Here is a 12,179-nt window from a genome sequence, read left to right as displayed (position 1 = left end):
GGCTCAAGCGAGCCCCGCCTGCCGCAGGAGCACGCCCGCGCCTGCGCAGAGGGCCAGGGTCTGCAGCGTGCCGAGGCCGAAGCGGAACACCGCCAGGATGGCGGCGAGCGTCAGCACCAGGGCGGCTGGATCGAGGCTCGTCGGCACCGGTAGGTCGAGGCGCAGCGGCCCGAGCGGTACCGTTTCGACCTGGCGGAACAGCGTTCGCAGGCCGAACCAGACCGCGAGGTTGAGGATCACGCCGGCCACCGCGGCGGTGATCGCCGACAGGGCGCCCGACAGCCGGCGACTGCCGCGCAGGCGCCCGATCAGCGGCGCGCCAGCGAAGATCCACAGAAAGCACGGCACGAAGGTGACCCAGGTGGTGAGAAGCCCGGCGAGCGTCCCGGAGACGAGCGGCGGCAGGCTTCCCGGCGCCCGGAAGCCCGCCAGGAAGCCCACGAACTGGAGCACCATGATCAGCGGGCCGGGGGTGGTCTCGGCGAGCCCGAGCCCGTCGAGCATCTCACCGGGCTGCAGCCAGCCGTAATGCTCCACCGCCTGCTGAGCCACGTAGGCCAGGGCCGCGTAGGCGCCTCCGAAGGTGACCAGCGCCATCTTGGAGAAGAACAGGGCCACCTGGCCGAAGACCGGCGGCACGCCGGGCAGGACGAGCAGCGCCGCGACGGGCAGGAGCCAGATCGCGAGCCAGAGGGCAGCCACGCGCAGCGAGGCCGCGGCGCCGACGCGCTCCCGCGGCAGCGCCGCCTCGCCGATGATCGCGTCCGCCTCGTCCGCAGGCGCCGCGCCGGTCTCGGCGGCCGGGCGCCGGCCGCGGGCGAGGCCCAGCAGGCCGGCCGCGATGACCACCAGCGGGAACGGCACCGCCAGCGCGAAGATCGCCACGAAGGCCGCGAGGGCGACGAACCGGTCCGTCCGGTCGCGCAGGGCGCGGCCGCCGAGCCGCCAGAGGGCATGCAGCACGATCGCCAGCACCGCCGCCTTCAGCCCGAAGAACAGGCCGGCGACGACGTCGACATGGCCGTACAGCACGTAGAGCCAGCTCAGCGCCATTAGGGCGAGGAGCCCCGGCAGAACGAACAGCCCGCCCGCCACCAAGCCGCCCGCGGGCCCGTGCATCAGCCAGCCGATATAGGTCGCGAGCTGCTGCGCCTCCGGCCCGGGCAGGAGCGTGCAGAAGCCGAGCCCGTGCAGGAAGCGCCGTTCCGAGATCCAGCGCCGCTCCTCCACCAGGATGCGGTGCATCACGGCGATCTGCCCGGCCGGGCCGCCGAACGACAGGGCCGCCACCCGCAGCCAGACCGGGACGGCCTCGGCGAGGGTCGGCAGGCGTGTCAGGCCGTGAGCGGCAGCCCCGTCTCGATCAGGCGCGCCCACAGGGAAGCCCCGTACGGCGCGGCCGCGTCGTTGAAGTCGTAATGCGGGTGATGGAGTGAGGCACTGTCGCCGTTGCCGATGAACATGTAGGCGCCGGGGCGGCGCTCGAGCATGTAGGAGAAGTCCTCGGCGGTCATCATCGGCGCCACCGCGCGGTCGACGTTCTCCCCACCGACCACAGCCTCGGCGACGTCGGCCATGAAAACCGTCTCGGCCGGGTGGTTCTCGGTGACCGGGTAGCTGCCGCCGAACTCGGTGACGCCGGTCGCGCCGAAGCCCGCGGCGATCTCGGCCACCAGGGTCTCGATCCGCGCCCGGACCTGCGCGCGCACCGCCTGGGACAGGGTCCGGACGGTGCCCCGCAGGGTCACGGTCTGCGGCAGCACGTTGAAGGCCTCGCCGGCTTCCAGGGTACAGACCGAGACCACCGCGGACTGCACCGGGTCGAGGTTGCGCGACACGATGCTCTGCAAGGCGATGATCACGTGGCTCGACACCAGCACGCTGTCGACGGCGTTCTGCGGCAGGGCCGCGTGGCCACCCCGGCCCTCGATGGTGATGGTGAAGCGGTCGGTGGACGCCATGATCGGCCCCGGCCGGACCGCGAAAGTGCCGATCTTCATGCCGGGGATGTTGTGCATCCCGTAGACCGACTCGACGCCGAACCGCTCCATCAGCCCGTCCTCGACCATGGCCTCGCCGCCGCCGCCGCCCTCCTCGGCGGGCTGGAAAATCAGCACCGCGGCGCCGTCGAAGTCGCGGGTCTCGGCGAGGTACCTGGCGGCTCCGAGGAGCATGGTCGTGTGCCCGTCATGGCCGCAGGCATGCATCATGCCCGGCACCGTGGAGCGGTAGGGCAGGTCCCGCACCTCTTGGATGGGCAGGGCGTCCATGTCGGCGCGCAGGCCGATGGCGCGGTTGGAGCCGCGGCCCTTGCCGCGGATCACGCCCACCACCCCGGTTCGGCCGATGCCGGTCACCACCTCGTCGCAACCGAAGGACCGGAGTTTCTCGGCCACGAATCCGGCCGTCCGCTCCACGTCGTAGAGCAGTTCGGGATGGGCGTGCAGGTCGTGGCGCCACCCCTGCATCGTGTCGGCGAAGTCGCGGATCCGTTCGAGGACGGGCATCGTGTCGGGGCTCTCGTGGCCTTCGGGTCTCGGCCTCCAGCAAAGCCGGGGCCAGAGCCGGCGTCAACGGCCGCGCTTCGGGGCGGAACGCTGACGGACGGGCGAGCCGACGGCGGCCCGACGCGTCGGTGCACCTTGCCGGTCAGCTCGAACATGCCCCGGCCGAGGTCGAGCCCCGCCAGCGGACCGGCGAGAAGACCCGCGAACTGAAATGTCGTTACGGGTCCGAGGCCCCGAGACGGGACCGGGCCATTCAAAGTCGAGTACCGCTCGTCAAGGAGCAAACACCGAGCAGCAGGCGTGCGCCGGTGACGAACCCACGCTGCTCGGCGGCAATGCCGAGCAGCGCGATAAACGGCGCGCACCCACCGACAGCGAGAGCCGCGATGGCGAGCCTGTTCATATAGGTGGTCGTCAGCTTGGCACGCTCATCGGCGACGCGCTTGCGCCGGGCTTCCGGCTCGGAGGACGCGCTCAATGTGCTCACATCGAGCCTCATGCACGCCGGCGCTCCGACAACCCCCGGGCCCGTTGACGGCGCGCCTCCGGCGGCCGATCCGCCGCGGCGAGGTCGTCCAGGATCGGGCAGTCCGGCCGTTCGTCCCCGCAGCAGGCGCCCGCCAGATGCTCCAGCGCCCGCGCCATGCCCTCCAGCTCGGTGATGCGGCGGCGCAGGTCCGCGATCTGCTCCTGCGCGATCGCCTTCACGCTGGCGCTCGGCCGGTCCCGGTCACGCCAGAGCGCCAGCAGGTCGGCGATCGCGTCGACGCTGAAGCCGAGGTCGCGGGCGCGGCGGATGAAGCGCAGCGTGTGCAGGTCGGCCTCGCCGTAATGGCGGTAGCCGGAATCGGACCGCGCGGCCGGCGGCAGCAGGCCGGTCGCCTCGTACCAGCGGATCATCTTGGCCGAGACGCCGGTGCGCCGCGCCGCCTCGCCGATCGTCAGGATCGCCGCGCTCATGCAGCCCTCGGGGTCAATGCCGCCGCCTCGGCCGATGCCGGCCGGCCGCCGGCTCGGCGCAGCCGCAAAGCGTTGCCGAGGACGAAGACACTCGAGAACGCCATGGCGCCCGCGGCCAGGATCGGCGACAGGGCTGGGCCGCCGAACGGCACCAGCACGCCCGCCGCGACCGGGATCAGCGCGGCGTTGTAGGCGAAGGCCCAGAACAGGTTCTGGCGGATAGTGGCCATGACCGCCCGCGAGAGAGCCAGCGCCTCCACGAGGGAGTCCAGGCTCCCCGACATCAGCACCACGTCGGCGCTGTCCACCGCGATGTCGGTGCCGGTCCCGATCGCCAGCCCGACATCGGCCTCGGCGAGCGCCGGCGCGTCGTTGATGCCGTCGCCCACGAAGGCCACCGGCCCGTGCGCCGCCCGGAACCGCTGGACCGCCTCGACCTTGCCGCCGGGCAGAACCCCGGCGGCGACGTGGTCGATGCCGAGGCGTTCGGCGACGCCCGCAGCGGTGCGGGGATCGTCGCCCGTCACCATCGCGACGGTGAGGCCACGCGCCTTCAGCGCCGCCACCGCCTCGCGGGCGCCGGCCTTCACGGGATCGGCCAGGGCCAGCACGGCGGCATGGCGGCCGTCCAGAACGAGATGGACCGGGCTCCGTCCCGCCTCGGCCAGCCGTTCGGCGCGGCCGGCGAGCTTTGGATCCGGCACGATCCCGAGCCGGTCGAGATAGCGCGGCGCGCCGAGCGCCACGGCCCGGCCGGCCACGCGGCCAGCGACTCCGAACCCGTCCACCGCCTCGAAGCTGTCCGGTTCGGGCACCGGGAGGCCGCGCTCACGGGCGGCCGCCACGACGGCGCCGGCCAGCGGGTGTTCCGAGCGGGTCTCGAGGCCGGCCGCCAGGGCCAGAGCCTCGTCCGCCGCGACGCCTTCGGCCGGGGCGAAATCCGTGACCCGGGGACGCCCCTCCGTCAGGGTGCCGGTCTTGTCGAGGGCGACGACCCGCACGTCGCGCAGGCGCTGCAGCGCCGCGCCATCGCGGAACAGGACGCCGCGCGCCGCCGCGCGCCCGGTCCCGACCATGATGGCGGTCGGCGTCGCCAGGCCCATGGCGCAGGGGCAGGCGATGATCAGCACGGCCACCGCGTTGACCAGCGCCGTCCCCAGGGCGGGCGCCGGCGCGAGCAGCAGCCAGGCCAGAAAGGTCAACGCGGCGATCCCGATCACCGCCGGCACGAACCGCCCGGTGACCCGGTCGACCAGCGCCTGGATCGGCAGCTTGCCGCCCTGGGCCCGCTCGACCATGGCGGCGATCTGCGCGAGCACCGTGGCAGCCCCGACCGCATCGACGCGCAGATCGAGGCTGCCGCGGCCGTTGAGGGTGCCGCCGACCATCCGGTCGCCCGGCGCCTTGCGCACCGGCGCCGGTTCCCCGGTGATCATGCTCTCGTCGACGTGGCTGGTGCCGGAGGCCACGACACCGTCGGCGGCGACACGCTCGCCCGGGCGCACCCGGACCACGTCGCCGACGCGCAGAGCGGCGAGCGGCACCTCAGCCTCCGCGCCGTCCCGCACGACCCGGGCGGTCTTCGGCGCGAGGTCGATCAGCCGGCCGATGGCCTGCCCGGTTCGCCCCTTGGCGCGCGCCTCCAGGGTCCGGCCGAGCAGGATCAGCGTGACGATCAGCACGCTGGCCTCGAAGTAGAGATGAGCCGCGCCCGCCGGCAGCACGCCGGGCGCCAGCGTCGAGACCAGCGAGTAGAGGTAGGCGGCGCCGGCCCCGAGGGCGACGAGGGCGTTCATGTCGGGGTGGCCGCGCAGCAGCCCCGGGATCCCCTTGCGGAAGAACCGCCGGCCGGGCCCGGCGAGGACCAGGGTTGTCAGGACGGCTTGGACCAGGGCCGTGACCACGCCGCCATGCAGGTCGGGCAGAACGTGGCCGCCCATGTCGAGGATCACCACGGGTGCGGAGAGGAGCGCCGCGGCGATCAGGTCGCGGCGCAGGGCTCGGCCCTCGGCGTCATGCCGGGCCGCCGGGTCGATCGGCTGCGCCGCATCGACGGATCGCGCCGCGTAGCCCGCCGCCTCCACGGCCGCCACCAGATCGGCAACCGCCACGACGCCCTCGGGATGGCGCACCACGGCGCGCCCGGCGGCAAGGTTGACGCTGGCGCCGGTCACGCCCGGCACGGCGGCGAGCGCCCGCTCGACGCGGCCGACACAGCTCGCGCAGGACAGGCCCTCCAACGCCAGCAGGCTCTGCGTCTCGGGAACGGGATACCCGGCATCCGCCAGCGCCGCCGCGGCATCGGATGGTCGCGCGCCGCCCCCCAGGACGAGGCTGGCGCGGTTGGTGGCGAGGTTCACCGCCACGTCGCGGGCGCCGGGCAATGCCGCGAGGACGCGCTCGACGCGGCCGACGCAGGAGGCACAGGACATGCCCGCGACGGGGAGGGTCAGGGTGACGGGGTCCGACATGGCGGCGGTTCCGTTCGAAGCTTTCAGTCCCGGTGAGATGGGGGTTCCCATCATGGGAAGGTCAAGGGGCATCGCGGGCGGTTGGGCGGTGCGCAGCGACCACTCCGAGGCGACGGTTGTCGAATCGGACGTGGCCAGCCAGGGTCCCTCACCAACCTTGCGGAGGACAGGGATGACCGAGCCGCTCACGATCTACGGCGATCCGGGATCCGGGAATTGCCTCAAGGTCAAATGGGTCGCCGCCCATCTCGGCATTCCCGCGACGTGGCGCGATGTCGACGTGCCGGGCGGCGGGACGCGCACGCCCGAGTTCCTGGCGCTGAACCCGGCCGGGCGCGTGCCGGTCGTGGTCCTCCCCGACGGCGCGGTGCTGTCGGAATCGAACGCGATCATCGTTTACCTCGCGGAGGGCTCCCCGCTCATCCCGGAGGCGCCGCTCGACCGCGCCCGCATGCTGCAATGGATGTTCTGGGAGCAGTACAGCCACGAGCCCTACATCGCGGTCCGGCGCTACCAGCTCCGCTATCTCAAGCGCAGACCGGAGGATCTGGATCCGAAACTCGCCGAACGCGGCGCGGACGCGTTGCGGCTGATGGACGGGACGCTCGCGCGCTCCGCCTTCATGGCGGGCGACGCCCTGACGCTCGCCGACGTGGCGCTCGTCGCCTACACCCGCATGGCGCATGAGGGCGGCTTCGATCTCGGACCCTATCCGGCGGTCCGCGGCTGGATCGGGCGCGTCGAGGCGAAGCTGGGGATCGGCGCCTATGCCTGATCGGCCGCCGGCTGGAGCGGCGCGGCGGCACCGTATTCCGGCAGGCTGACCCGCACGATCGTCCCCTGCCCCATGGCGCTCTCGATGGCCAGACGGCCGCGATGGCGGTTGAGGCTGTGCTTGACGATGGCGAGCCCGAGCCCCGTGCCGCCCCGCGCCCGGCTCGACGCGACATCGACGCGGTAGAAGCGCTCGGTCAGGCGGGGAATGTGCTCGGGCGGGATGCCCGGCCCGTCATCGGCGACCGACAGGATGATGCGGCGGCCGAGCCGGGCATCCTCCTCCCGGGCCAGCCCGACGCTGACTTGACCGCCGCCGTATTTCACCGCGTTCTCGATCAGGTTCTCAATCACGCGGGCGAGTTCGTCGGCATCGCCGGGCACTGGGTAGGGACCGGCCCCGTCCTCGAACCGGATCGACGCGCCGCGGGCCTCGGCGGGCGGCCCCTGGGCGTCGACCATCTGCCGCGCGAGGGCCCCGAGATCGACCACCGTGGTCGGCGCCACGTGCTCGCGCAGCTCGATCCGCGACAGCGAGAGCAGGTCGTCGATCAGCCGCGTCATGCGCAGGGCCTGGACGCGCATGATCTCCAGGAAGCGCGCGCGCGCCTGCGCGTCGTCGCGGGCCGGCCCCTGCAGGGTCTCGATGAAGCCGATCAGGGTCGCGAGCGGCGTGCGCAGTTCGTGGCTGGCATTGGCGACGAAATCGACCCGCATCGCCTCCAGCCGGCGGGCCGAGGTCAGATCGCGCAGGAACAGCACGGCACTGACGCCCGACCCGTCGGGCATCGGCAAGGCGCCGATCTGAACCTCGAAGGTCCGCTCCAGGGGAATCCGGGTCGAGAAGGCGATGCGGCGGGGCATGCCGGAACTCAGCACCGCCTCCACGCCATCGAGGACCTCCGGGTCGCGCAGGGCGAAAGACAGCGGCCGGGCCTGGTGCAGGGCCGGCAGGAGCGCGCGGGCGGCGGGGTTTGCCTCCACCACCAGGGTGCGGCGGTCCACGAGGATCACCGGGTCCGGCACGTGGGCGAGCAGCGCCTCGGCGACCGCGCTGCGCGGCGCGGCCGCGGCGGGTCGCGGCGGTGACTGGGCCCGGTCGCGGCCGGCCAGCCAGCCGCCGACGCAGACCGCGCCGAGGCCCGCGAGGATCAGAGGCAGGTCAAGGTGCCCGGCCAGGGCGTCCGCGAGCCCGAATAGCCCGGCCGCGATCGCCGCGCCTGTCCAGGCCGGGGAACCGCGCAGATGCTCCGGCAGCGGGCGATCGGGCAGCGGGCGATCGGGCATGGCGGGCCGGCCGATCCGGTCAGCGGGGCCCGGACTCGTCGTGCCACGCCCGGCCGGACGGGCCGGCGGTGCCCTCCGGCGGTCCGGGGTCCCGCGCGCCGCCCGCGCGCTTGACGATCTCGTACAGGCCGAGCATCGCCAGGGCGATCACGAACGGAACCACGTAGTAGCAGCCCCGGAACAGGAGCAGCGAGGTCAGCACCTCGTTGCGCGGCAGGCTCGACAGGGCGAGCAGCACGGTGGCCTCGAACACACCGATGCCGCCGGGCGCGTTCGACGCGATGCCCAGCATCGCGGCAAGGACGTAGATCGCCAGGAAGGTGGTGAAGCCCAGCGTCGTCTCCTGCGGCAGCAGGACGTAGAGCACGGCCGCCGCCGCGCAGACGTCGCCGATCCCGACGATCATCTGGCCGATGGAGACCGAGGCGCCGGGCAGTTCCAGGCGCCAGTGCTTGACCGTGATGCTGCGCTTCTTGGCCGAGACCCAGGCGAGGTAGCCGAGCACCAGGGCGAGCGCCGCGAGCCCCACGCTCTGGTTGATCCGGATCGACGTGAAGGCGAGCCCGGCGAGCTGGCCCGCCTCGATGATCAGGCTCAGGCCCAGCACAACACCCATGCCCAGCCAGAAGGTGAATCCGGCGATCACCGTGAGCGCCGCGATCTTGGCGGTGGACAGGCCCTGCCGGGCGTAGATCCAGTAGCGGATGGTGCCGGCGGTCAGCAGGGGAAAGCCGAGGGTGAAGCTCACCGCGTAGCTCGTGAACGAGGCGAGCGCGGTGATTCGGTAGGGCACCTTGATCCGGAGCTGGCGCAGGGCCAGCGCGTCATAGCCGGTGAGGAACAGGTAGCTGATGCCGACGAACAGAAAGGCCAGGCCGAGCTGCTCGAACGTCGCCGCCTTGATGGCCGTCTGGACCTCGGCCCAGCTCACGCTCTGGACGAGCTTCCACAGCACGCCGAGGGAGACCGCGAAAAGCACGATGCTGGCGGCCGTGCCGATCCAGGCATAGCGGCTGCGCCGGCTTTTCCGCGGTGCGGCCGCGGGGTCGTGCTGGACCGGCTCGGCGTTCTCGGCCGCGCTCCGGTGCTGTCCCTGAAAATTCATGCCGTTCGGCGTCCGCCCTTCCGGCTGCGCGGCCCGGCCGCAGGACATCTGCCCGTGCCGGAGTCTCCCGGACCGCGGCCCGTTGCCCCGCATGTAGGCCGAACGGGCGCGCAAGGCCAGGGAAGGGACAGCCCGGACAGGCGTTCTATCCTCAACTGGCCGGCCGATCGAGGATTGCGGCGGCCTCTGCGAGGCCGCGCCGGATCCGAGCCGGGACGTCCGGCGCGGTGCAGAGATTGGTCGGGCTCGGGTGCGGCACCCGGATCACCGGCAGAGCCGGGCGATGGGCCGCGAGGGCCGGCGCCGCCTCGCCGGCGAAGCGGCCGGCCAGAACCGCCACGGCGAGGCGCGGCAGCAGGTCGAGGAGCGGGGCCAGATACGGTCCGGCCGCCGCGACCTCGGCCCGGCGGGGGGCGCGGTTGAGAGCGCCCGCTTCGTGGATCAGCCAGGGCACGACGTTCCAGATCAGCGTGTCGGCCCGGGCGATGCCAGCCTCGGCGAGGAAGCGGAACAGGTTGGCGGCGGTGCCGTTCGCGCTGTCGCGGGTGACGAAGCCGGTGCGCAGCACGGCCGGGCCGGGCGTCTCGAGAAGGAGGAGCATCCGCGCGCCGACGCCGCCATCCAAGGGATCCGGTACGGGGACCGGCGCACCGCGTTCCGCCGCGATCCGGTCCGCGAGCGCCCGGATCGGCGCGATGTGCGGCGCCCCGATCAGGGCGCGGCGCGCCGCGAGGGCGTCGGGATCGGCCAGCGCTTTCGGCGCCTGCGGCTCAGCCCTCATCGAGACCCGGGATCGCCGCATCGAGCCGGCCCGAGAGGCGGAAGCGCTCGAACCCCGCCTCGCGGGCCAGCCGCGCGTTCAGTCCGGCCTCGCCGCCGAACTGGAAGCCGATCTGGCTGGCATAGGCCGCGCAGGCCGCGCGCTTCCGGGCCTGCGCGTCCGCACTGAGGCGTATCCTCGGTTCGGCGAGGGCGGCGAACAGGCCGGCGAGGGGCGCCTTCGGCATGGCCTCCCGCACCGTGTAGGGGAAGTCGCGCCACCACAGGACCGGCGTCGGGACGGCGAGGCTGCGGAGCGCCCGGACCGCCTGCACGTGATCGACATGGCCGCCGATCGCCTGCGGGGCGAGGATGAGATCGGGACTCTCCGCGGCGATCAGACCCGCGAGCGCCGGGGCGAGCGCGGTCGCGACGCCGTCGTCGGCCCGGGTGTCGGAGAAGAGCTCCGGCGCAGAGCCATAGCCCCGGTGGGGCGCCTCCGGGAACGGCAGGTGCACGGGCGGCGCGATGCCGAGCGCGGCGGCGGCGCGGACATCCTCGTCCCGGCGCAGGGACATGTAGTCGATCTCCGGCGCCAAACCCTTGTCGAGCTGGCAGGCCAGCGCGAAGCCCCGCGGATCGGCGACGCTGCCGGTGAACAGGGTCGCCATCACCACGCGCCAGCCAGCCTGCCCCAGGCTCGCCAGGAGGCCGCCGCAGGAGAAAGCCGCATCGTCGAGATGGGGCGAGAGGGCGAGCGCGGTGGACATGGTTCAGGGCCTATCGGCGATTCAACATCCAACCCTCCGCCTCTTCCTGAGGTGCCGGAGCGTAGCGGAGGCCTCGAGGGGCGGCTCCAGGAGTCGCGCGACTGGCTGGAGCACTTTCGAGGCCCGCTCACGCGGGCACCTCGGCAAAGGCGGAGGGTTGGCTTTCCGGAATTTGGCTGATCCTCAGAGCAGATGCGGCTCGGCGCGGAACCGGCAGGTCGGATCGTCGGGCAGGTCCGTCGCGAAGTCGGTGGCCGGCCGGTCGCCAAGCACCCGGGCATAGACGTCCATGATCTGCCGCCCGACCGCATGCCAGGAATAGACCCGCCGGCATTCCTCCAGACCGGCGGTCGCCAGATTGCGGCGCAGGTCCGCATCCGTGATGATCCGGGTGAGCGCGGCAGCCTGCGCGGGCACGTCGCCCGGATCGACCAGCAGCCCGTTCTCGCCGTCGCGCAGGCAGTCCGAGACGCCGACCGCGTGGCACGACACCGTGGCGAGCCCGGCCGCCAGCGCCTCCAGGATAGTGTTGGAAAACCCCTCCGCGTAGGTCGGCGAGACGAACACGTCGGCGCGGCGGTAGAGATCCGGCACGGCGCCGTACTCGGCGTAGCCCGTGAAGGCGATCTCCCGCTCCGAGAAGGCCAGCTCGGCGGCAAGCGCCCGGGCCGGCTCCACGTCGGGCCCGATCCCCGAGATCGTGGCGGCGAACGGCGTGCCCTGCTCGCGCAAGATCGCCAAGGCGCTGATGAAGTCGAGCACGCCTTTCCGGCGGTCGACCCGGCCGTGATAAAACAGCCGCACCGGCCCGGCATGGGGCGCGGGCAGCCCGTCGGGCGTGCCTTGCGCGAACCGGTCGGTATCCACCGCGCCGGGCACGATGGTGAAGCGGGCGGGATCCGATCCCAGCCGCTCGCAGACCTCGTCCACGAAGGAGGCGCCGCCGATCAGCAGCGCGTTCGCGTGGGCCAGCACCTCGCACATGGCGACCCGGTGCGTTTCGCAGCAGGATCCCACCCAGTGACCGTCGCCGCCCTGAATCGAGACGACGCTCGGCACCCCGAGCTTGCGCGCGGCGAGGAGCACCGCCCAGCCGGTCGGATAGCCGTACTGCGCGTGCAGGATGTCGAACGGCTTTTGCGCGTGTTCCCGGCAGATGGCGTCCACCATCGTGTCGATGTCGCGCTCGAAATCGCCGGAGGTCTGCTCGCCGAGCTGCTCCAGGCCGATCACCCGCGCGCCCGGAACCGGCGGCGGCGGTCCGCCCCCGTAGACGCGGGTGCCGAAGGCGTCGCCACGGTATTGCGAGATCATCGTCACGTCGTGGCCGGCATCGACCAGCTCGTGCAGCAGGTTCTGCGCGTAGACGCTCATCCCTGAAATAGCCGGGAAGTAGCGGCGGCTGAGGAAGAGGATTCTCATATCCTTACGCCGCCCGGGGTCGCAATCGGATGGTCTCCCCGCCCCCTCGCGGGGAAAGGCAGGGGTGGGGGCGGCGCAGAAGGCCCCGCGGTGCTCGAGCCTGCACTACCCCCACCTCCGGCTC

11 protein-coding genes are annotated in these 12,179 nt (G+C 72.8%); 1 reads left to right on the top strand and 10 read right to left on the bottom strand.

What is annotated here, in order from left to right:
• Positions 1–3: 3 nt before the first annotated feature.
• The 5 genes from chrA to JOE48_RS19480 all read right to left on the bottom strand — a co-directional run bounded on the left by chrA (position 4) and on the right by JOE48_RS19480 (position 5,938).
• Positions 4–1,377: a chromate efflux transporter gene (chrA, locus tag JOE48_RS19500; protein WP_210032269.1), complete on the bottom strand. Its 1,374-nt coding sequence runs from the start codon at positions 1,375–1,377 to the stop codon at positions 4–6.
• The gene (locus JOE48_RS19495) at positions 1,335–2,507 is read right to left on the bottom strand and encodes a M20 aminoacylase family protein (protein WP_210032267.1); all 1,173 of its coding nucleotides are present in this window, start codon (positions 2,505–2,507) and stop codon (positions 1,335–1,337) included. The genes chrA and JOE48_RS19495 overlap by 43 nt, the downstream gene beginning before the upstream one ends.
• 253 nt (positions 2,508–2,760) lie before the next feature.
• On the bottom strand, positions 2,761–3,006 hold the full coding sequence (locus tag JOE48_RS19490; RefSeq protein WP_210032265.1) for a hypothetical protein: 246 nt from the start codon (positions 3,004–3,006) through the stop codon (positions 2,761–2,763).
• Positions 3,003–3,467 (bottom strand): Cu(I)-responsive transcriptional regulator, encoded by a 465-nt coding sequence (gene cueR, locus JOE48_RS19485; RefSeq protein WP_210032263.1) that lies wholly within the window; start codon positions 3,465–3,467, stop codon positions 3,003–3,005. Before cueR ends, JOE48_RS19490 begins: the two co-directional genes overlap by 4 nt.
• Complete coding sequence (locus JOE48_RS19480; protein WP_210032261.1) at positions 3,464–5,938, bottom strand: heavy metal translocating P-type ATPase; 2,475 nt, start codon at positions 5,936–5,938, stop codon at positions 3,464–3,466. The genes cueR and JOE48_RS19480 overlap by 4 nt, the downstream gene beginning before the upstream one ends.
• 172 nt (positions 5,939–6,110) lie before the next feature.
• On the opposite strand from JOE48_RS19480, the gene JOE48_RS19475 reads away from it, so the two are divergent.
• A complete protein-coding gene (locus tag JOE48_RS19475; RefSeq protein WP_210032259.1) occupies positions 6,111–6,713 on the top strand; it encodes a glutathione S-transferase family protein in 603 nt (200 codons plus the stop codon).
• On the opposite strand, the gene JOE48_RS19470 is transcribed toward JOE48_RS19475, so the two are convergent.
• The 5 genes from JOE48_RS19470 to JOE48_RS19450 form a co-directional block, all read right to left on the bottom strand.
• On the bottom strand, positions 6,704–7,999 hold the full coding sequence (locus JOE48_RS19470; protein ID WP_210032257.1) for an ATP-binding protein: 1,296 nt from the start codon (positions 7,997–7,999) through the stop codon (positions 6,704–6,706). The genes JOE48_RS19475 and JOE48_RS19470 overlap by 10 nt on opposite strands.
• Positions 8,000–8,018: 19 nt before the next feature.
• Positions 8,019–9,104: a lysylphosphatidylglycerol synthase domain-containing protein gene (locus JOE48_RS19465; RefSeq protein ID WP_210032256.1), complete on the bottom strand. Its 1,086-nt coding sequence runs from the start codon at positions 9,102–9,104 to the stop codon at positions 8,019–8,021.
• 151 nt (positions 9,105–9,255) lie between these two features.
• Entirely contained in the window at positions 9,256–9,885 is a 630-nt protein-coding gene (locus JOE48_RS19460) for a uracil-DNA glycosylase (RefSeq protein ID WP_210032253.1), read from the bottom strand.
• Positions 9,875–10,633, bottom strand: a complete 759-nt coding sequence (locus JOE48_RS19455) for a PIG-L deacetylase family protein (protein WP_210032251.1) — start codon at positions 10,631–10,633, stop codon at positions 9,875–9,877. The genes JOE48_RS19460 and JOE48_RS19455 overlap by 11 nt, the downstream gene beginning before the upstream one ends.
• 183 nt (positions 10,634–10,816) lie before the next feature.
• A complete protein-coding gene (locus JOE48_RS19450) occupies positions 10,817–12,055 on the bottom strand; it encodes a glycosyltransferase family 4 protein (protein WP_210032249.1) in 1,239 nt (412 codons plus the stop codon).
• Positions 12,056–12,179 lie beyond the last annotated feature (124 nt).

The organism is Methylobacterium sp. PvR107 (assembly GCF_017833295.1).
Classification (GTDB): Bacteria; Pseudomonadota; Alphaproteobacteria; order Rhizobiales; family Beijerinckiaceae; genus Methylobacterium.
Note: the sequence above shows the minus strand (reverse complement) of the source record. Positions and strands in the feature narration are given on the sequence as shown.